The 21,882-nt window shown below is 37.1% G+C and carries 20 protein-coding genes and 1 tRNA gene; 13 read left to right on the top strand and 8 right to left on the bottom strand.

Going from position 1 to position 21,882, the window contains the following annotated elements; all coding sequences use genetic code 11:
• Positions 1-287: 287 nt before the first annotated feature.
• The 5 genes from AA650_RS06910 to AA650_RS06885 form a co-directional block, all read right to left on the bottom strand.
• Positions 288-2,276, bottom strand: a complete 1,989-nt coding sequence (locus tag AA650_RS06910) for a bifunctional serine/threonine-protein kinase/formylglycine-generating enzyme family protein (RefSeq protein WP_053538469.1) — start codon at positions 2,274-2,276, stop codon at positions 288-290.
• Between the two features lie 464 nt (positions 2,277-2,740).
• Positions 2,741-2,938 (bottom strand): NblA/ycf18 family protein, encoded by a 198-nt coding sequence (locus AA650_RS06905; RefSeq protein WP_027402129.1) that lies wholly within the window; start codon positions 2,936-2,938, stop codon positions 2,741-2,743.
• A 780-nt stretch (positions 2,939-3,718) separates the two neighbouring features.
• Complete coding sequence (locus tag AA650_RS06900; RefSeq protein ID WP_053538468.1) at positions 3,719-4,447, bottom strand: Stp1/IreP family PP2C-type Ser/Thr phosphatase; 729 nt, start codon at positions 4,445-4,447, stop codon at positions 3,719-3,721.
• A gap of 21 nt (positions 4,448-4,468) precedes the next feature.
• Entirely contained in the window at positions 4,469-6,154 is a 1,686-nt protein-coding gene (locus AA650_RS06895) for an ABC1 kinase family protein (RefSeq protein WP_053538467.1), read from the bottom strand.
• Between the two features lie 317 nt (positions 6,155-6,471).
• Entirely contained in the window at positions 6,472-6,795 is a 324-nt protein-coding gene (locus AA650_RS06885) for a DUF6825 family protein (protein WP_053538466.1), read from the bottom strand.
• Positions 6,796-7,031: 236 nt separating this feature from the next.
• On the opposite strand from AA650_RS06885, the gene AA650_RS06880 reads away from it, so the two are divergent.
• The 4 genes from AA650_RS06880 (at position 7,032) to AA650_RS06865 (ending at position 13,005) form a co-directional block, all read left to right on the top strand.
• Positions 7,032-7,277: a type II toxin-antitoxin system HicB family antitoxin gene (locus tag AA650_RS06880; RefSeq protein WP_053538465.1), complete on the top strand. Its 246-nt coding sequence runs from the start codon at positions 7,032-7,034 to the stop codon at positions 7,275-7,277.
• 208 nt (positions 7,278-7,485) lie between these two features.
• Positions 7,486-10,554 (top strand): type ISP restriction/modification enzyme, encoded by a 3,069-nt coding sequence (locus tag AA650_RS06875; protein WP_053538464.1) that lies wholly within the window; start codon positions 7,486-7,488, stop codon positions 10,552-10,554.
• Positions 10,555-11,525: 971 nt separating this feature from the next.
• The gene (locus tag AA650_RS06870; protein WP_053538463.1) at positions 11,526-12,185 is read left to right on the top strand and encodes a Uma2 family endonuclease; all 660 of its coding nucleotides are present in this window, start codon (positions 11,526-11,528) and stop codon (positions 12,183-12,185) included.
• Positions 12,186-12,402: 217 nt separating this feature from the next.
• Complete coding sequence (locus AA650_RS06865; RefSeq protein ID WP_053538462.1) at positions 12,403-13,005, top strand: hypothetical protein; 603 nt, start codon at positions 12,403-12,405, stop codon at positions 13,003-13,005.
• A 237-nt stretch (positions 13,006-13,242) separates the two neighbouring features.
• On the opposite strand, the gene AA650_RS06860 is transcribed toward AA650_RS06865, so the two are convergent.
• The gene (locus tag AA650_RS06860; protein ID WP_053538461.1) at positions 13,243-13,818 is read right to left on the bottom strand and encodes a Uma2 family endonuclease; all 576 of its coding nucleotides are present in this window, start codon (positions 13,816-13,818) and stop codon (positions 13,243-13,245) included.
• A 25-nt stretch (positions 13,819-13,843) separates the two neighbouring features.
• Positions 13,844-16,543: a CBS domain-containing protein gene (locus AA650_RS06855; protein ID WP_053538460.1), complete on the bottom strand. Its 2,700-nt coding sequence runs from the start codon at positions 16,541-16,543 to the stop codon at positions 13,844-13,846.
• Between the two features lie 346 nt (positions 16,544-16,889).
• On the opposite strand from AA650_RS06855, the gene psbZ reads away from it, so the two are divergent.
• The 5 genes from psbZ to AA650_RS06830 all read left to right on the top strand — a co-directional run bounded on the left by psbZ (position 16,890) and on the right by AA650_RS06830 (position 19,977).
• Complete coding sequence (psbZ, locus tag AA650_RS06850; protein WP_053538459.1) at positions 16,890-17,078, top strand: photosystem II reaction center protein PsbZ; 189 nt, start codon at positions 16,890-16,892, stop codon at positions 17,076-17,078.
• A 323-nt stretch (positions 17,079-17,401) separates the two neighbouring features.
• Complete coding sequence (gene ribH / locus AA650_RS06845) at positions 17,402-17,893, top strand: 6,7-dimethyl-8-ribityllumazine synthase (protein ID WP_053538458.1); 492 nt, start codon at positions 17,402-17,404, stop codon at positions 17,891-17,893.
• Between the two features lie 136 nt (positions 17,894-18,029).
• A tRNA-Gly gene (locus AA650_RS06840) sits at positions 18,030-18,101 on the top strand.
• A gap of 198 nt (positions 18,102-18,299) precedes the next feature.
• Positions 18,300-18,707: a hypothetical protein gene (locus tag AA650_RS06835; RefSeq protein ID WP_053538457.1), complete on the top strand. Its 408-nt coding sequence runs from the start codon at positions 18,300-18,302 to the stop codon at positions 18,705-18,707.
• 4 nt (positions 18,708-18,711) lie between these two features.
• Positions 18,712-19,977, top strand: a complete 1,266-nt coding sequence (locus AA650_RS06830) for a glutamate-5-semialdehyde dehydrogenase (RefSeq protein ID WP_053538456.1) — start codon at positions 18,712-18,714, stop codon at positions 19,975-19,977.
• A 139-nt stretch (positions 19,978-20,116) separates the two neighbouring features.
• Here the strand turns inward: AA650_RS06830 and AA650_RS06825 are convergent, their stop codons facing one another.
• Positions 20,117-20,386, bottom strand: a complete 270-nt coding sequence (locus tag AA650_RS06825; RefSeq protein WP_053538455.1) for a hypothetical protein — start codon at positions 20,384-20,386, stop codon at positions 20,117-20,119.
• Between the two features lie 57 nt (positions 20,387-20,443).
• Here AA650_RS06825 and AA650_RS29280 point away from each other — a divergent pair, with 57 nt between their 5' ends.
• The 4 genes from AA650_RS29280 (at position 20,444) to AA650_RS06810 (ending at position 21,871) form a co-directional block, all read left to right on the top strand.
• A complete protein-coding gene (locus tag AA650_RS29280; RefSeq protein ID WP_335337435.1) occupies positions 20,444-20,806 on the top strand; it encodes a 4-Cys prefix domain-containing protein in 363 nt (120 codons plus the stop codon).
• Between the two features lie 84 nt (positions 20,807-20,890).
• Positions 20,891-21,121 (top strand): hypothetical protein, encoded by a 231-nt coding sequence (locus AA650_RS06820; RefSeq protein ID WP_053538454.1) that lies wholly within the window; start codon positions 20,891-20,893, stop codon positions 21,119-21,121.
• A complete protein-coding gene (locus AA650_RS06815) occupies positions 21,108-21,410 on the top strand; it encodes a hypothetical protein (protein ID WP_053538453.1) in 303 nt (100 codons plus the stop codon). Before AA650_RS06820 ends, AA650_RS06815 begins: the two co-directional genes overlap by 14 nt.
• Before the next feature lie 26 nt (positions 21,411-21,436).
• A complete protein-coding gene (locus tag AA650_RS06810) occupies positions 21,437-21,871 on the top strand; it encodes a DUF29 domain-containing protein (protein WP_053538452.1) in 435 nt (144 codons plus the stop codon).
• Positions 21,872-21,882 lie beyond the last annotated feature (11 nt).

Genomic DNA, 21,882 nt, shown 5'->3' with positions numbered 1-21,882 from the left:
CTGATTCTGACAATATTGAATATTCATTTTCACGCAAAGACGCAAAGGAAAACCAGCAATTTATCAATAACATCCTGTAAATCCTTAAATCCTGTACTTCGACTTCGCTCAGTAACCGGATATCCTGATTCTGACAATTTAAAAAATGTGTGCTATCCTAAGCAAAGACACCACAATCTGCTTTACTGTCGAAAGAAAAAATTTTATTTTTCCGCCTAACGGCGGGGGTTAAGAAGGGAAAAGAGAAAGAAAAGAAAAGAGCAAAAGAGCAAGAGTGTAAAGGGCTACTAAGTCCTCGCCGCACCACTACACACAACCCGAAAACCAACAATGTCGTTGCCGAAGTCGAGAGTGTAGGGGTAGCGAAAAGCAGAACGGCAATTAGCAAGACCGTTGAACCACGAACCATCGCGCAGCAGTTTTACATCGCTTCGTCCTGTCAAAGCAATACCGTCTCTAGGCGCATCACTATAATTATCTATATAATCATCCAAACACCATTCCCACACATTACCGTGCATATCATACAAACCAGAAGCGTTAGGGGGAAAAGAACCTACATCTGTGGTTTGTTGACGGTTTTTGCCTTCTGGTGCAGAAACATAGGTGTAATTACCATCATAGTTTACCAAATCAGTGGTTATGCTTTCACCAAAATAAAACGGTGTAGTAGTTCCGGCTCTACAAGCATACTCCCATTCAGCTTCACTGGGTAATTTATAGTTTTTTCCTGTTTTTTGACTTAACTTTTCACAGAATTTAACTGCATCATTCCAACTGACTCGTTCAACTGGGCGATTATTGCCTTTGAATGCAGAAGGGTTACCACCCATGATAGCTTGATATTGTGCCTGTGTCAATTGATATTTTCCCATGAAGAAACTAGGAACAGTAACTTGATGTTGGGGACTTTCGGTTGAATTCCTTCTTGCTTCGTTTTCCGGTGAACCCATGATAAATGTTCCTCCTGGGATTTCCACCATTTCCAATGTCACACCATTTCCTAAGTCTTCTGTAAAGTATTTCGCGCTTTCCTTGCGTCGGTTGGTGATATTTCCCCGTGCGTTAGTGCTGACCACTTCAAAACTAAAGGTTTTCAGGTTATTTGAGGAAGTTGTATTCTCAGGTGTTGGTGTATTTTCAGGAGTTGCTGTATCTGAAATTGAGGTTTGATTTTTCTTCCCAGGAAATAAACTTTGTCCTACAAATGCGACAGTTATACCACCTAAAAATAATCCTCGATAGATAAAACCGCGACGATTGATTGTAGTTGGAGAATTTCCCGAAATTTGATGTTGAGAAATTTGATTTTGAGAACTTCCAGAATTTCCCAAAATTTGATTTCGAGGAATTTGATTTCCCCCTGGAGGTACATAAACTGTAGGAGGAATTTGTAAATCTTTGATGACCTCATCCGCAGATTGATACCGTTCTTGAATCTCAATTTTCAACAACTTATCTAAAATTTGCCCCAATTCCTGACTCACAGAAACAGATAAATGTTGTTGCCAATTATTCACCCAACTAAAACCATTTCTTGTCCATAAATTAAAAGGATGAACCCCTGTTAAAAGATGAAAACAAGTTGCACCTAAAGCAAATAAATCACTGGCTCGATAAGCTTCACCAAGCTGAATTTGTTCCAGTGGACTATAACCATGAGTACCTATTCGTGTTCCTATTTGGGTGTGAACTGTGGTAGTTAATTGTTTCGATGCCCCAAAATCAATTAATACCAACTTACGATCACTGGCTCGGCGCATGATATTCTGTGGTTTAATATCCCGATGAATAACCTGGCGCTCATGAATAAACTTTAAAGATGGTAATAAATCTAGTAATAATTCCCGAATTTGATTTTCGTTATATTTACCCTTTTGTTTTAATTCATCTAATAAATTATCCCCTTTAATAAACTGTTGTACTAAATAGAGAAAACCATTATCTTCAAAATAAGCAAACAGCATTGTTATTTGCGGGTGTTCTCCTAAATCTTGTAAGCGTTTAGCTTCTTCAATAAATAATTCTGTGGCTTTTTTTAAAGCGTAAGTTCCTGACTGTTTAGGTGCAAGTTGCTTGATTACACAAGTTTCATTGAGTTTCTGGCTATCTTCCGCTAAATAGGTTCTCCCAAAACCACCTTCAGCAGAAAGCACCCGCAATACTCGAAAGCGATTGATTAATAATGGTATTAACGGGGTTCTGCAACTTTGACAGAACTTGTTATGATCAGGGTTGATAGCTTGGGAACAATCCGGGTTTAAACAGCAGATCATAATCTGTGGCAGATGACTGTATAACCTTTATCATACAACATAAGTAATTTTCTGTCCCTTCCTGATATAGCGGTATGCACTTAAATGAAATACATCATCAACCCTTGCAGATACCACTTGTGGTACACCGTAGCCTTTAAGGAGAGGGCTAGGGAGAGGTAGGGAAGGGGGGAAGGGGGGTTAGGTTTCTGGAGATTATCGGTTTCATCTAATACTTTTCAAACAACCTCTTATACCAAATTTTTTTCATCTAAAATCTAAAATCTAAAATCTAAAATTCTTATAAGGGAAACTCTCTATAGAATCCCCGCGTCTTTGGACCGGGGAGTGTCAACCTATTTACACTATGCTGTAGTAGTAATCGAAGTTAACGCCCCAGCATCCCCAGCTTTTTTCCTGTCTGGAAACGAGCAAGAGAAGGAGGTCGCCCACTGCGATACAGGAGAAGTTACTCATTCGTAACCCTATGCCATATTGGGATCTGATTCTAGACCCCATTGGTGTTTGAGCATTTCTTGGTAAGTTGCTTCACGGACGACCATTTGCTCATAAAGTTTGACCAAAAAATCCTGAGCTTGTTCGTGGCTCATGTGTTGGACTTGTGTAGCAAAGGAGCGAATGCTAAATTGCTGTTCCAAAGATAGTTCAGTTCGTTGATTCATAATGAACTCCAAAACAAACAAGGTTTAAAGTCGAAATTGATAACAGAATTGAAAAGTTGGAAGTCAGTATTTAAAGGTAAAACAGGCTGTTGCTTGTTATTTAAATTCCTTAGTTCCTTTATTTGCAATCTGTTGAATTACATAAAAGTCCGAAGAGGTAATCCTTGGGCTAGATTTTGCTTAACATTTGTTTCTCTATATTAAGAAAGATAACAAGTCTTTGACAATTTGCCCATCTTTTTGAATTTATTTTTCCGAGGTATGTGCTGGTATTGAATCTATTGATACAAGAATCAACTCCGCAGAGAGCGGATTTGTGCAAGTTGGATGGTTTGATTTTGGTGGAGATTCTTTAAATTACAGTAGTTATGGGTTGGTTGCTATTTAGAGGTTATGGGTGAGAAATCAGGACACAGGCAAGTTTTATGCTTGGCACTGATTTTGATTATCTGATGTCTTAACCGCTTATTTGCTATTTATTTAAGACATACTACAAGGTGCAATATGTCAATTGTGGAAATTATAGAAATTTAAGCTCCTGTGGTAATTTTTGGAGATTAAAAATATTTTTATCAAATTGTTAATATAAAAAATGCTCAATTTGAACAAATTGTTAAGTATATTTACTTTTTTAGTTAGGCAAGGGGGAAGGGTTCATCTCGTTCCCAGTCTCTGACTGGGAATGCTATCACAGAGGCTCTGCCTAAATCTGTTGTTGAAGGCAGAGCCTTCTGGAGTTCATTCCCATACAGAGTATGGGAACGAGAGGAGACTGGAAAATTAGGCTTTTACGGACACAAGGACAACGGTAATATTATCGTGTCCACCTTGTTCTTTGGCAGCTTCAACTAGGGTGTGAGCAGCTTTTTCTAAATTGGGTGCGTCGTTGATGTAGTTAAAAATTTTCTGATCTATGAGTTCTTCTGTGAGTCCATCACTACAGAGGAGTAAGCGATCGCCATTTTCCAGAGTTAGTTGCTGAATATCAATCTGATTCAGGTCTTCCCTACCTAAACAACTGGATAAAACATGACGATAGGGATGAACCCTAGCTTCATCAAGAGTAATATCACCGATTTTCATGGCTTTGGCAATCCATGTATGGTCTTCTGTAATTTGTTCTAATTGTGATTCTCGCAGACGGTAGAGACGGGAATCACCAACATGACCGCATACAGGTAACTCAGATGGACGGATAACTACTACTACGGCTGTCGTTCCCATATCAGCACGTTCAGGATGATTTTGCTGATCTTGAACTATGGCTTTATTTGCAGTGGATAAAGCTTGTTCTAGGAGTTTTGAGGAAGATTCGGGGGATTGCCAATTTTGCTCTAGATATGCACAAATTTCGGCAGTAGCGATGCGACTAGCCTCTTCTCCTCCTGCATGACCACCCATCCCGTCAGCGACTATAAAGAATCGCCCTGCGGGATCAATATAGTAGGAATCTTGATTATAAGCACGAATACGCCCCCGATCTGTACAACCGGTAGATTCAAGTTTCATAGATTTTTCGTGAACAATTAATTAATACATCCGATCATAACGGTCGAGGCGTAAAAGCAACCGAATCAGCATGAATGAAACTGATGCGGCAATTAAACCAATAAAGCTTGCTAACCAGACATAATGGCTAACTAGGAGAATTGTACCAGCAATTGTAAAACCACTGATAATAAGAGCATAACTTATTGCCAGTTGTATATTACTCTGCCGCCGGATCAGGCGTTCAGTTTCGACGGAGCGAACTCGCAGCCGGATATCCCCACGTTCTATTTTATCTAGGGTATCTTCTAATCTCCGTGGTAATCCTAAAGCAGTGCTACTAACTTGGACTGCTTGACGACTTAATTCATTCAAGAAGCTATTCCCCTCAGAACTACTGTTATCTGTCATAAGCTGCATTGCATAAGGCTGGGCAACTTCCATAAAGTTAAATTCTGGATCTAGACCTTTACCGACTCCTTCCAGGGTAGAAAAGGCACGCATGACGAAGGTAAAAGTGGCTGGAAATCTAAATGGTTGATCATAAGCGAGTTCATACAAGTCTTCACTGATAGCTGCCACCGATTGGTTTTCAAAGGGCTTATCCATGAAGTGATCCAGCATAAACTGGACTGAACGACGGACAGGTCCCATGTCATCAACTGGGGCGATCGCTCCTAAATCAACTAGAGATTTTACCACACGATCGCCGTCTTTTTGAGCGATACCAAATAAGGTTTCCATTAATCCTTCGCGGACATTGGATTTAATTGTTCCCATCATCCCGAAGTCGTAGAAAATCAAAGCGCCGTCGGGACTAACTGCCAGATTACCAGGGTGGGGGTCAGCGTGGAAGAAACCATTATTGAGCAGTTGATGGAGATAGGCTTGTGCGCCATAGCGAGCGATCGCTTTTCTATCTACACCCGCAGCATCTAAAGCATCATACTGACTAACTTTAATCCCTGGCACATACTCCAAAGTAATTACTCTAGAAGTAGCATAACGCCAATAAACCCTCGGTACTTTCACCCAATCATAAGGGCGGAAATTCCGGCGAAAAGTATCGGCATTGCGTCCTTCATTCAGATAATCAATTTCTTCCCAGAGAATGCGACAACATTCTTCATATATACCCATCCAATCTCTGCCGCGTCCCCATTTAGGATGATTTTGAAAATAGCGGGCAATACCTTTAAGAATGCCTAAATCAATTTCAAACAGCTTTTTGAGTCCTGGACGTTGGACTTTGACAACTACGGACTCACCAGTATACAAGGTGGCCTTGTGGACTTGACCCAAACTAGCAGCAGCGAGGGGAACAGGTTCAAAATCTTGGAAAAGTGTGGGAACAGTCTTACCTAATTCCTGCTCAATAATTCCTTCTACCTGTTCATAACTAAATGCTGGGACTCTATCTTGTAACTTAGATAACTCCTCCACATATTCAGCAGAGAAAATATCCGCACGAGTTGAAAACAATTGTCCAATCTTAATAAAAGTCGGACCCAAATCTAAAAACGTGGTTCTAATCCAGATTGCTTGGGCTTTGCGTCTAGCTGCTTGCTTAGATTCTGTTACACCACCGGAGTAACTCCAATCTTTGTTATAGCGCCAAATTTTGAACATCAAGGTCAAGACAAAAGACCAAATATCCACAAAGCGGCGTTTGCTAGAGTATTCTTCCCGATTCCAACGGTATGCTTTGTCTGAGTAACCTTGTTCCATATTTTTCTTATACCGTCGGGTTGTTACGGAGGGAGGTAGGGGAGGTAGGGGAGGTAGGGGAGGTAGGGGAGGTAGGGGAGGTAGGGGAGGTAGGGGAGGTAGGGGAGGTAGGGGAGGTAGGGGAAGTAGGGGAGGTAGGGGAAGTAGGGGAGGTAGGGGAGGTAGGGGAGGTAGGGGAGGTAGGGGAAGTAGGGGAAGTAGGGGAGGTAGGGGAAGTAGGGGAAGTAGGGGAGGTAGGGGAGGTAGGGGAGAATATTTTTTCACATTACCAATTACCCATTACCTATTCCTATTACCCATTACCCATTACCCATTACCTATTTTGCAGCATTACGATGCTTCTGCAATTCACTTCTTAATAGAGCGATTTCTGCCCTTAATTCGTCAATTTCTGTCTGTAAGTCTACTGTATCTCCACCAGATGAAGTATTACCTGTGGTTGTACCAGTTGCAGACGATTCTGCTGCTCGATTAGCTCGTGCCATCACTTCTTCTGTAAACTGGCGTAGTTGCTCTTTAGTTTCAGCATCAAATTTGCCTAGTTCACTCAAAGCATCAGTCAAGGCGACTTCTACGCGCTCATTAATCACTTCAGCTACTGCTCTGCCTACGAAAAAGGCTTGCACAAGGGGATTACTCATAAATTTTTGTAAAGTTGCTCCGCAAAAAGAATTATAACCTGTATATAGCCCGTAATGCTTCTATCTGAAAGTTTTCTGAGTTGGTGAAATGCAACCACTGTAGATAGGTATCTCTCGTCAGAGTAAACCCAAAAGGGTCAAGGCACAAAGAAATGGACTTATTCAGAGTATCGTTTAAATAGATGAAAACTGCTGTAACATAAGAAATATTTACGTCTTAACAGGAAATAGTAAAAATGCTGGCAAGTTACATTGATAAAGCAATGGAATTAGCAGTTTATGAAATTATTGAAGATGATGGTACTTATTGGGGTGAAATTCCAGGTTTGCAGGGAGTATGGGCAAATTATAAAACATTAGAAGGTTGTCGGCGTGAATTGAGAGAAGCTCTAAGTGATTGGTTGGCTTTACGTTTACGTTTAGGGTTAAATATTCCTTTGATTGAGGATATTAACTTAAATCAAATTACAGAGCCAGTATAAGAGGTTGTTTGGAAAGTATTATATGAAACCGATAATCTCTAGAAACCTAACCCCCCTTCCCCCCTTCCCTACAAGGGAATGGGGGTTTCAAAGCCTCTCCCCGACGCGGGGAGAGGTTTGGAGAGGGTTTTATTTATACATTAAAAACTTTTCAAACATCCTCTAAGAACCTAAAAATACAAATATACTTAAATTTTGTGGTGCAGCTATGTCTAGACTCCTGGTAACTCAATATCAAGCCGAAGTCGAAAAAATCATTCAATATGGTGGTTCTCGCAAAGAAACTTCTATTCGTGTCGCTTTTCAAAATCTCCTCAATGAATATTGCAAACCGAGAGATTTTTTACTGATTCCTGAATTAGATTATAGATTACCAAATGGTAAACTTGTTTATCCCGATGGCACAATTAAAGATGCTTTGCGGTTAGATTGGGGTTATTGGGAAAGTAAGGATCAATATGATAAATTAGATGAAGAAATTGCCAAGAAATTAAATAAAGGTTATCCCGATAGTAATATTTTATTTGAAGATTCCCAAACTGCGGTTTTAATTCAATCTAGCACAGAAACCATGCGTGTATCTATGCGCGACGCTGACGCAGTAGATGGAATTATTACCAATTTTATTAATTATGTGCGTCCTGAAGTTAAGGATTTTCGGGAAGCGATAGAAATTTTTAAGCAAGATTTACCCACTGTATTAAATTCTCTCAGAGATTTGATAGATTGTCAAGGGGAAAATAACACATCTTTTCAAACTGCGCGGGATAAGTTTTGGGGAATTTGCAAGGAATCAATTAACCCAGAAATCAGTTTATTTGATATTCGGGAAATGATGATTCAGCATATTTTGACGGAAGATATTTTTATCAATATTTTTAATGAATCGCAATTTCACAGAGAAAATAATATTGCGGGGGAATTACAAAGGGTAATTTCTACCTTTTTTACGGGAAGCGTGAAGAAAAATACTCTGGGAACGATTGAAAGATATTATGCAGTTATTCGACGCACTGCGGCTAATATTTATAATCATCAAGAAAAACAGAAGTTTCTCAAAGCTTTATATGAGAATTTCTACAAAGCATATAATCCCAAAGCTGCGGATAGGTTGGGGATTGTTTATACTCCTAATGAAATTGTTAGGTTTATGATAGAAAGTACAGATTTTTTAGTTCATAAACATTTTGGGAAGTTGTTAGCGGATAAAGATGTCGAAATTTTAGATCCTGCGACGGGAACGGGGACTTTTATTACTGAGTTGATTGATTATTTACCAAAGCAGAGTTTAGAACACAAATATAAACATGAAATTCATTGTAATGAGGTGGCAATTTTGCCTTATTATATTGCAAATTTGAATATTGAATACACCTATAAACAGAAAATGGGGGTGTATGAGGAGTTTGAAAATATTTGTTTTGTAGATACTTTGGATAATACTTCTTTTGCGGGTAAGCAAATGGATTTGTTTGCTATGAGTGTGGAGAATACTGCAAGAATCAAAAGACAGAATGATAGAACTATTTCTGTAATTATTGGTAATCCTCCTTATAATGCAAATCAACAAAATGAAAACGATAATAATAGAAATAGAAGCTATACGGCAATAGATTTACTCATAAAAAATACATACGTTCATCATAGTAAAGCTCAAAAAAGTAAAGTTTATGATATGTATTCTCGCTTTTTTAGATGGGCTACAAATCGGCTAAAAGATAACGGAATTGTTGCATTTATAACTAATTCTTCATTTATACATACTGGAACATTTGATGGTTTTAGAAAAGTTGTAGCTGATGATTTTAGTGACATTTATGTGATTGATTTAGGAGGAAATATTAGGACTGGAGATAAATCAGGTAATGTGTTTAATATTATGCTAGGTGTAGCTATTAGCTTCATGATAAAGAGAAATCACTCCTCAAAAAGTGACTGTAAGGTTTTTTATTCTAATTTACCAGGTTTGATAACTGCGGAACAGAAATTGCAGTTTTTATCAACTTCAAAATTTTCTGATATTAAATTTACTCATATTGTTCCTGACAAATATAATAGTTGGGTTAATCAATTAGAATATAATTTTGATGATTTAATTCCATTTTGTAACAAGGAAGCAAAATTTGATAAGAGTGATTGTCCTGAAGGTAGAATATTTAAACTATACTCCAATGGAATTTCAACAAATAGAGATGAGTGGGTTTATGATTTTGATAGAGATAATCTAGCAGCAAAGATGGAATTTTTTATCAATGAATATAATCATGAATTAGAAAGATGGTCTAAATATAAAAAAGATAATCGCACACCTGATATTAAAGATGAATCTAATCCAGTTTTAGATAAAATTCTCTCAGAAAGAAATCTTATAAAGTGGAGTTCCAGAATAAAGAGAGATAAATTAAGAAAGGATAAGCAAGGAGTTTTTGACAGCGTAAATATAGTAAAATCAGCTTGGCGGCCTTTTATAAAACAGTTTCTTTATTTTGAATATATTCCTATAGATATAATTGGACAACAAGCGGAGATTTTTCCTAATTATAATCATCATAATATTGCTATTTGGTTTAAAACTGGAACAGAATTACCAACATTTGCATTGGCTGTAGATTGTGTACCAAATCTACTAACTCAAGGTGGTTCTCAATGTTTTCCTCTTTACCGTTACGACAAAGAAGGAAAACGCATTGATAATATAACCGACTGGGGACTAAAACAAATTCAAACCCATTACCAAGATCAAACAATTACCAAAATAGACATCTTTCATTATACCTACGCAGTCTTACATAACCCAGCTTATCGCAGCAAATACGAACTCAACCTCAAACGCGAATTTCCCCGTTTACCCTATTATGAAAACTTCCAAAAATGGGTTAATTGGGGAAAACAACTCATGGAACTACATATTAATTATGAAACAGTTACACCTTATAATTTAACCCGTCTTGATATTCCCTTAAAAGACAATCAAAAAACACCCAAACCAAAACTCAAAGCCGATAAAACCAAAGGTAGTATTATCTTAGATGATGTCACCACATTAGAAAATATTCCGAAAATAGCTTGGGAATATATGCTAGGTAATCGTTGTGCGTTAGAATGGATATTAGATCAATATAAAGAAAAGAAACCAAAAGATCCAACCATTGCGGAAAAATTCAATACCTATCGTTTCGCAGATTACAAAGAACAGGTAATTGATTTATTAATGAGAGTCTGTACCGTGAGTGTGGAAACAATGAAGATAATTAAAGAAATGTCCGAATCAGGATAACCAGGATTTTAGGATTTTCAGGATGAAATATCAAAAATTAAACGCAGATAATTTTGACATTTTCTCTGTGTTCTCTGTGTTCTCTGTGGTTCGATAAAAAAAGAAATTGTCTGAATCAGGATACCCAGGATTTGAGGATTGTCAGGATTAATGAATATAATAATGTCTGAATCAGGATACCCAGGATTTGAGGATTGTCAGGATTAATGAATATAATAATGTCTGAATCAGGATACCCAGGATTTAAGGATTGTCAAGATTAATGAATATAATAATGTCTGAATCAGGATATCCAGGATTTAAGGATTTTCAGGATTAATGAATATAATCATGTCAGAATCAGGATATCCAGGATTTAAGGATTTTCAGGATTAATGAATATAATCATGTCAGAATCAGGATATCCAGGATTTAAGGATTTTCAGGATTAATGAATATAATCATGTCAGAATCAGGATATCCAGGATTTAAGGATTTTCAGGATTAATGAATATAATCATGTCAGAATCAGGATATCCAGGATTTAAGGATTTTCAGGATTAATGAATATAATCATGTCAGAATCAGGATATCCAGGATTTAAGGATTTTCAGGATTAATGAATATAATCATGTCAGAATCAGGATATCCAGGATTTAAGGATTTTCAGGATTAATGAATATAATCATGTCAGAATCAGGATATCCAGGATTTAAGGATTTTCAGGATTAATGAATATAATCATGTCAGAATCAGGATATCCAGGATTTAAGGATTTTCAGGATTAATGAATATAATCATGTCAGAATCAGGATATCCAGGATTTAAGGATTTTCAGGATTAATGAATATAATCATGTCAGAATCAGGATATCCAGGATTTAAGGATTTTCAGGATTAATGAATATCACATCCTGTTAATCTTTTAATCCTGTAAATCCTGATTCAGACAATTAATGTTATAATCAATAAATAACGACTTGGTGTCATATTATGATGATTACTCAAGAATTAGAACTTAAAGAAAACATCTCTCAAGATGTGATTTTTCCCCCCAGTGATTTATATAGTGATGAACCTCCCGTGGAAACAGAACTACATTTAAGACAAATAATTCTCCTTTTCAAATGTCTAGAATGGTTGTGGAAAGATAAAACTGATTTCTATGCTGCGGGAAATCTCACCATTTACTATAGTCCTAATCAGAAAAAATCAGAATATTTCCGAGGTCCTGATTTCTTTGTTGTGCTAGGAACAGAACGCAAAACTCGGAAAAGTTGGGTAGTTTGGAATGAAGACGGTAAATATCCCAATGTAATTTTAGAAATTCTCTCACCAACTACAGCGAATACAGATAGAGAATACAAAAAAGAACTTTATCAAAATACTTTCCGCACACCGGATTATTTTTGGTTTGATCCTTATACACTAGAATTTGCAGGATTTCATTTATTAGATGGAAAATATCAACCTCTAGAAGCAAATGAAAAAGGACATTTATGGAGTGAACAATTAAATTTATATTTGGGAATTCATGAGGGATTATTGCGCTATTTCACACCAGAAGGAAAGCTAGTTTTTACCCCTGAAGAAACCGCAGAACGTTTAGCAGCAAAATTGCGGGAGTTAAATATAGATCCTGATACAATTTAATCTAAAATCAAATGTAGGTTGGGTTAAGCGATAGCGAAGCGCTCCGCAGGAATCGCGCAACCCAACAAAAGTTTTAATAATATGTTTTAATAATATGATGTTGGGTTTCGTTCCGATTGCTCCGCGTTCACGCAGTGTCCCGCAGGGATACGTTTACGTTCCACAACCCAACCTACGGAACTAAACTCTGTTTTTCTAGCAAAAATTAATTATAACTATGCCCTACAGTGATTTTACACTAAAAAAAGTCCGTCAGGATTTAGCGATCGCCATCCATGAAGGAGGACGGTTTTTTCCAGATGTACCTCCTGCAAAACTTGATGATTTGCTACGTCAAGAACTAGAAGAAGGTTTACCATTGGTACTTGCAAGGGGTAGTGAAAAAGCCCGTTCTGAATGGATTATTAGCCCTGTATTAACAGCAGTTCGACGATTATTAGATCGTCAAATTAGCCTTTTTTCTGGAGAAGATTTTACCGTTGATTCTAGTATTGGACTCAATGGTATTTGTGACTTTCTGATTAGTAAATCACTAAGCCAATTAGAAATTCAAGCTCCAGTAGTTATAATTATAGAAGCAAAAAAAGAAAATCTTAATGGTGGTTTAGGTCAGTGTATTGCAGAAATGGTAGCTGCCCAAAAATTTAATGCTGCTAATAATGTCAACATTCCCATAATTTTCGGTTCTGTCACTAGTGGAACTACTTGGAAATTTTTAAAACTGGAGGGTAATTCAGTCACTATTGATATTACTGAATATCCATTGCCACCAGTTGAGCCAATTTTAGCATTTCTAACGTGGATGTTATCAGTAAATTAATATTGTTTTTAAATTCTGTAAATCCTGATATAGCTACGCTATCAGACAATAATATGATGTTGGGTAAGAGGATGTTTGAAAAGTATCAGAATTAATCGAGATCCCCCCAACCCCCCTTACAAAGGGGGGCTAAATTCCTCAAAGTCCCCCTTAAAAAGGGGGATTTAGGGGGATCTGCGGGTGTCAGATCCCACACGAAAAAGTTTTCAAACAACCTCTAAGATACGTCAACCAAACCTACCGGAAATTTACACCTTCATAAATATCATTGAAGGGAATTTGAAAATCTATGGATTTTAAAGACAATATATCATTTACTGATTCATATTCAGTTAATACCCATTGTCCTTCTGCATTTTTAGCAAATTGTTCAATAAAATATTCATATTGGTTAATCATAATATATTCTTTTAATTCAGGAAGAGAACGATAAAATCTAAATTTGTCGGTTTTATCATAATTTATAGTTGATTTAGATAACACTTCGACAATCATTAACGGATTTGTTACTTGAGTAGTTCCAGTTCCTTGATATATTGGTTCTCCTTGAATTACCATAATATCTGGATAAGTATAGATTTGATAACGTTCTAGCCATAATTTAACATCACCCATATAAATCTTGTAATTTTGATTCCGCATTTTTAATTTAAAATGTAGATAAAAATTACCTGAAATTTCATTATGATTTGTAGTTCCACCAGTCATAGGGATAATTTCCCCATCTATATATTCGTTTTTAAATTCTGATTTTTCTTCTAGTTCTAAATATTCTTCTGGAGTGTAATATTTGCTGGATGTTTGAATTTGCATATCAACCTCATATTTTTAATATCAATTACCCAGGATAATGCTTGGCTAAAAATTCTTCTGCTTCCGCTTTATCCTTAATTATACCATCTACAGTCGCAGTCAATAAATCATCAAGCATTTGCTTATATTGGGGACTAGGTTTATAACCCAATTGTTTTAAATTATTCCCATTTAATAGCGGTTGAATATTTCCCCAATTTGTTAAATATTGCCAAATCCGTCTTCTGATTTTGCGGGGACTTTGTAAAGCAATTAAGATTAAAGTCTGCAAATCATATTTCCTGAGTAAATAGAGAGTTTGACTAGGTTTTTCAAAAGTTGGTAATAACGTAATTACCTCAGCTTGAATTTGAGATAATTTATCTAATCTGACAATACTATCATCAACTAATTGCAGATTTTTAGCTACTTTTCCCCGATATTCTGGTTGTAAATAGGCAATTAATACTTCTAGACGCATTTGCCAATTTATTAAAGTTTGTTTTTTATCAAATTTCCTTAAACAGTGTTTTAATAAATTTAATTGTCGAGAAAGTTCCACATCTAATTTTAAAGTAGGATGAATACATTGTAAAGCCCCCAAATTATCCAATAATTCTAAAGCTGATTGCCAATAATCTGCTGCTAATATATATTTTAATTCAGTTTTTAGTCGAGTTTGCAAAGCCGGAGTTTTACTATTTTCTTGACTTGTTCTATCATAAACTCCACTATTTATAGCATAACGAATATAAGTTTCTGTTTGTGGTTCTAGAGAAAATCCAAACCGCACCGCAAACCGCACACCGCGATAAATCCGAGTCGGATCTTCAATAAAACTATTAGCGTGTAAAATTCTAACTTGCTGATTTTGTAAGTCTATAAAACCACCAAAGAAATCTAATAATTCACCAGCACGAGGAGAAGTTAACCTTAAAGCCATGGCATTAATCGTAAAATCTCGCCGATATAAATCTTGCCGAATGGAACTAGCTTCAACTTCTGGATTTGCTGCTGGATAAGGATAAAACTCCGTTCTTGCTGTGGCAATATCTACCCATAATGAGTCTAATACTAAATCTTTATGCCATAATAAAGCCGCAGTTTGAAAAGCACCATGAATTTCTAATCGTGCATTTGGATAAATTTGCTGTAAGGCTTTAGCTAATTCTACCCCTGCACCGACATCTGCGGTTTTATGAAAACCATCAACGACTAAATCAATATCATTAATCATCAAACTGCGATTCTCTGCTTTTGATAATAGTAAATCTCGGACTGCACCACCCACTAAATAAAGATGCCAACCGCGTTTTTCTGCTTCTTGGGATGCGGTACTGAGTAATCGCCAAAGCTGAGGAGTGAGACGTTTTTCTAATTCAGTATTAAGTCCTAAATTTCGAGAATAATTATCAGTTGTTAATTCTATATTTTGAATTGTTAGTTGGTGTAATTCTCTTAAAATATCGGTGCGGGTGACAATACCAACTAATTGCCCATGATCTAATACTGGTAATCTACCAATATCATAAGTTACCATTAAAGACTCAATTTCTGGTAAAGAAGTATCAGGGGTAATTGTCTTTAAATTACTTGTCATATAACCTTTAACTGGTGCATGACTAAACCCATGATGTAAAGCAATATCTAAATCCCGACGGGAAATAATTCCGATTAATAAATCTTGGCTATTCACTACAGATAAACCTGAATGTCCATAACGTAATAAAATCCGCTGGGCTTCGGCTATAGTAGTATCAGGGCGAATTGTCCGCACTGGAGAAGACATCAAATCTCTAGCTGTGGGAGGATGGGGAATTTGGGCTTTTAAACCATCTAATAATTGTTGTAAAATTGGTTGGGAATCTGTAGTGCGAAGATTAAAAGATGCGGCTTGAGAATGTCCACCACCACCATGAGGTTGAAATAAGGAATTAAGATTTGTTTGGGGAATTTGCGTTCTCCCAATTACTGTTAAGCGGAAATCATTTTCATCTAAAGAATATTCATTTGCTAACAGTACAGCATCGGTTTCTGTTAAATCAATAATTTCGGAAGCTAAACCTGATAAACCGGGGACAAAACCATCGGTTTTTAGTGTCACCCAAGCTATGGTATATCCCCGCAAACAAAGATATTGTAAATTCTCTAAAGCTGTACTTAATAACTGTTGTAATTGTGGTGATAAACCAGGATCTCGATAAGTAGAAATAACTGATAAATTTGCCCCTTGCTGCATTAACCAAGCTAAAGCTAAAGCATCTCTGGCTGTAGATTGTTTATAGGTTAATGAACCTGTATCAACATGAATACCTAAAGCCATTACAGTTGCTTGGGCAGAATTTAAAGAAATATTATTTTTTTGCAGTTCTTCTACCATTAAGGTAGTTGTCGCCCCCACTTCGTCAATATATAATTGAGTGCTGGGAATGTCTCTTTCCTGTCCAAAATGATGATCGTAAACAATGATTTCTTGGACATTGGGTAAATCGAACCAGATAGCGGCTTTACCAAGGCGATCGCGCTTTTGAGTATCCACAACCATTAAAGAGCGAATCTTTTCAGGATTTACGGAACGTCTTTCAATCAACGGATACTCATCACGGTGTAAGGCCAAAAAGTCCCGCACAGGAGGATGTGCGCCCCCAGTTAGGACGATTTTACTCCCTGGTTTGAGACAAGTTAACCCCACTGCTGCCCCCAAAGCGTCGAAATCCGCAGTTGTGTGACAAAGAATTAAATCCATATATTTTAAGTAGGAGTTCAGGAGTTCAGGAGTTCAGGAGTTCAGGAGTCAGGAGTCAGGAGTCAGGAGTCAGGAAGAAGGAAGAAGGAAGGAAGTAGAAGTCAGAGAATATAATTTCTATCTTAATCATTTTCCCAATCCCCAGTCCCCAATCCCCAGCACCCAATCCCCGAAAGAAAAAAACAGATTGGAAGATGAGAAGTGAGCAACTGTTACAAACCAGACGTAAAATATTAATTGATGAGGCGATGCCTTGTGATTTCATAAGGTTCACTGAAAACCCTAAACTGTTTATATAGCAGCAGTTTCGGGAAAACTAAGATTTAGTTATGTTGGGAAAAACAAAATGAGCATAGTATTTCAAATCGCTTTAATATCATTAGTCCTGTTCTCCTTCGTGCTTGTGATTGGTGTACCTGTTGTTTACGCTACTCCTCAAAACTGGGTAGAATCTAAAAAACTACTCTGGGTTGGTTCAGGAATTTGGACGGTGTTAGTTGTGTTGGTTGCTATATTAAACTTCTTTGTGGTTTAGTTGAATGTTTTAACCGTTCACTAGCATCTACCATACACAGTAAATGAGCAGAAAAGCTCAGTAAAGAGTCAAGAAGCAAAAACTTTGTTTTTTCAATATCTTCGCCATTTTTTGTAGGTTGGATGAAGCGACAGCACAACCCAAACCATTTGTTGGGTTTCCTTACGTCAGTCCAACCTACTAATCAAGGCTTTTTCAGTTTTGTGAAGGTATTGTTTTCTCAACGACTTTTTTCTGATTGTGCTTTCCTGCTCTTCTGTTTTGCTGGCAGAAAAGTATATTAGTAAAGCAGTTATTCTATCTAAATTTATTTAGAGGCAGTTATGGCAGTTTTTGAAGGAAATTTTCAGCACACCGAGTCTTTGCGCTTTGCATTGATTATCGCTCGCTTCAATGATCTTGTCACATTGAAGTTAGTAGAAGGATGTAAAGATTGCTTGAAGCGTCATGGTATAGATCCTGACCCCGAAGGACAGCAGGTAGACTATGTTTGGGTTCCTGGTAGTTTTGAAGTTCCTAATGTAGCCCGTCAGTTAGCAATATCTGGCCGTTATGATGCCATAATTTGCCTCGGTGCAGTCATTAAAGGACAAACACCGCATTTTGATTATGTATCGTCAGAAGTTTCTAAAGGTATTGCTGCGGCTAGTTTCCAAACAGGTATACCGGTGATTTTCGGCATTTTAACTACAGATACCATGCAGCAAGCCCTAGAACGAGCCGGAATCAAGAGTAATCATGGTTGGGAGTACGCTATGAATGCTATAGAAATGGCTAGTCTCATGCGGCAATTACGCCCGAATTTAGCAGGTTAATTGGGTGATGGGTAATGGGTAATAGGTAATGGGTAATTGGTTAAAAATTCTTGCCACTGACAACTGAAAAAAAAGTTTAGCTAAGGGGTTGACAAAGCTGAATATATCTGGAATAATAAGTTTATTGGTGAGTCTCGCGGGTGTAGCTCAGTGGTAGAGCGCAACCTTGCCAAGGTTGATGTCGTGGGTTCGAATCCCATCACCCGCTTTCTAGTTAAAGTAGATATGTTAAAATAACACTAAAGATTTTCCATCACCACTAAATTTGTAAATGATGGATTTTTTCGGAGTTTGTGAGAAAACTTTCCCAGCTACATTATTAGACGCAATTTCAAGGTTTCCCATACTGATTTTCAGGAAAATTAGGGAATAATGTAAGAAACCGCCCAAGTTATTTATCTCGCTTGTGCAACCTCAAAAACCAGATAAAATTGACTTAAATACGGAATACATTTGTCCTTGCCGTCGCAATGGACAGTTAATTCCCATTACACTCACAGAAGCGTTTGGATGCGATCGCTGTCAGCAAATTTTTGTTGTCGAAGACAATGGATATGTATTAGAGCAACTTTCTACTACTTATCCTTACAAGCGTGCTTGGCGCTGGAAAGGCAATAATTGGCAAATTGTTCAACCCCGATTAGGACAAAACTATTTACCAATAGCACTCAGCATTATTTTTGTGTTAGTGATTATATGGCTACCATTAGCTCTACGATTGGCTAATAGTTCCAACATCATAGCTTGGGCAATTGTAGCATTGCTATTGGTAATTCTGCCAGCACTAATGGTCTGGCTTACTTACAGACGTTAACTCCATGACAGGTGAAGTGATTGATGATTACCCCGAACCTATGACAAGTGCTAACCGCGCTTTTCAGGCTTCCTTAAAATTGGGAACGACTAAGGGGACAGATAGGAGTCGCGCTGTGTTAGCAATGGCACAAGCGATAGAAAGCGATTTTGATGAAATTCTCGAAGCTAATACTCTAGATTTAGAAGCAAGTCGAGAAATGGCAGTTCCCGAATTAATTTTGGACTGGTTGAAGCTAACCCCCTCTAGGTTGGAGAATACTATTAAGATTCTGCAACGATTGGGGGAATTATCTGATCCTTTGCGCCGGGTGAGAACTGCTGATTATCAACAGGAAGACTCTCAAAGTTATACTCAATTGATGCCTTTGGGGGTAATTGCCTTTATTTATGAGGCTTTCCCGGATTTGGGGGCGATCGCTGCTGGTTTTTGCATAAAAACTGGCAATAGTATTATTCTTAAAGGTAGTACGGAAGCTAGTAACTCCAATACAGCGATCGCTAACGCCTTGCAAACAGCCATTACTAAAGTCGGATTACCCGCAGGTTGTGTAGAATTAATCACGGCTGAACATGGTGCTTCAGTGCGAGATTTAGTTACCCAAGATCAGTATTTAAGTTTAGTTATTCCCTACGGACGTTCCAGTTTAATTCAACAGGTAGTCAGACAAGCAACTTGCCCAGTGTTAAAATCAGCAATGGGTAATTGTTATCTGTATTGGTCAGTAAATAGTAGCTTAGAAATGATTCGCTGGATGATTATGGATAGCCATGAAAGCGAACCAGATCAAGTCAATGCCATTGAAAAAGTTTTAGTGCATCGTCAAGCCTTACCATCTTCCTTATCAGTGCTGTGGAGTAGTTTGAAAGAAAAAGGTTTTCAACTTAAAGGAGATGCAGAACTAGTTGCAGCATTTCCCCAATTGCAATTAGCCAAAGATGAAGAATGGGGAACACCGTATTTAACCAAAACAGTAGCTTTTAAGTTAGTAGATAGTTTAGAAAGTGCGATCGCTTGGATTAACCAATATAGTAGCAGTCATGCTGATAGTATTGTCACTGAATCCTACCAAGAAAGTCGCCAATTTGCATTAGGAGTAAATAGCGCTTCCACTTACATTAATGCTTCCCCGCGTTTTTCCCGTCACTCCTCACGAGGAGAGGCTGTATTTTTAGGAATGTCCAATCAAAAAGGACATAGAAGGGGATTTATTAGTTTAGAAACTTTAACAACAGTGAAGCATATTATTCAGGGAAATGGACGGTTTTAGGGAGAATGTCTGAATCAGGATATCCAGGATTTAAGGATGAACAGGATTTCATTATTTTCATCTTCTTCATATTCTTAATATCCTGAAAATCCTAAAATCCTGAGTATCCTGATTCAGACAAATTCACATCCTAAAAATCCTAAAATCCTGAGTATCCTGATTCAGACAAATTCACATCCTGAAAATCCTTAAATCCTGGAAATCCTGATTCAGACAAATTCACATCCTGAAAATCCTTAAATCCTAAACATCCTGATTCAGACAAATTCACATCCTGAAAATCCTCAAATCCTGAGTATCCTGATTCAGACAAATTCACATCCTGAAAATCCTTAAATCCTGGAAATCCTGATTCAGACAAATTCACATCCTGAAAATCCTTAAATCCTGGAAATCCTGATTCAGACATATTTATTTTCCGTAAATAAAGGTAGAATATCAGATAAATGTGCTACCTACCAAGATTATGAGCCTGTGCATCAATCCTAACTGCCCAAAGCCGCAAAATCCCAACAATATCCTATTTTGTGAAACCTGTAGTTCAGGCTTGTTACTACAAGACCGCTATCGGGTAATAGTTAGGCTGGGAGGAGGTGGCTTTGGTGATACATTTGAAATCAACGAAGTCAGAACCAACAAAACCAAAGTTATCAAAATCTTGACCGATAATGCCTTTTATACTTTTGCTCTTTTGTCCTGCTTTTTCTTTTCTCCTTTTCCTTTAATAATATTTCCATTTTGTCTGAATCAGGATATCCAGGATTTAAGGATTTACAGGATTGAAGAATACGCAAGATGTGAAAATAACAAAATCCTGTTCATCCTCTAATCTTGCAAATCCTGATTCTGACAATAATCAAATACAGTTGTAGAATAAAAGTAAGATATCAACAATTGTGTCAGAAATATCAGTATGACTACAAATATACAGTTTAAAGCCAGAGTAAATAACGGTAAAATCGAAATTCCCCTTGAGTATCAAGACGAAATACACAATGCGGAAATAGTAGAAATTGTAATTTTACAACTTCCAAAAAAGAAACACTTTCCGCAAACAGGTATTATTAACCAATTAACCGCAAATCCCATTAAGATTGCAGATTTTCAACCACTCACTAGAGAACAAGCAAATGAACGCTGGTGAGAAGACACAATACTTTATTGATTCCAATATTTGGCTTTATCGTTTTATCGTAAATACAAATGATGCCAATTCAATAAAAAAGCAACAAATAGCCAATCCTGAAAATCCTAAAATCCTGGAAATCCTGATTCAGACAAATTCCCATCCTGAAAATCCTAAAATCCTGGAAATCCTGATTCAGACAAATTCCTATCCTGAAAATCCTAAAATCCTGGAAATCCTGATTCAGACAAATTCCTATCCTGAAAATCCTAAAATCCTGAAAATCCTGATTCAGACAAATAAATAATATATAGTAGTTTACAGGTAAAAACCATGAATACACTGTACAATTCTGATTTTTATGGATGGACAAAAACACAAGCACAACTACTCAGAGAAGAAAAATGGGAAACACTAGATAAACTCAACTTAATTGAAGAAATAGAAACATTGGGAAGACAAGAAAGAAGAGAATTAACTAATCGGTTAGCCTTGTTATTAGGACATTTATTAAAATGGCAATATCAACCAGAAAAACGTAGTAATATTTGGTTAGCAACAATTCGAGAACAACGGACTCAGATCAACCGAATATTAGCAGATAGTCCCAGCTTAAAATCCTATTTAGAAGAAGCCTTTTTATTAAGTTATCAAGATGGAATTAACTTAGCAGTCAAAGAAACAAACCTCCCCTATGAAACCTTTCCAGAAAATTGTCATTATGAAATCACACAAATATTAGAACCTGAATTTTTACCAGAATCATAACCTTCTTCCTT

Source organism: Anabaena sp. WA102 (genome assembly GCF_001277295.1).
Lineage (GTDB): Bacteria > Cyanobacteriota > Cyanobacteriia > Cyanobacteriales > Nostocaceae > Dolichospermum > Dolichospermum heterosporum.
This window is presented reverse-complemented; position numbering and strand designations above follow the sequence as displayed.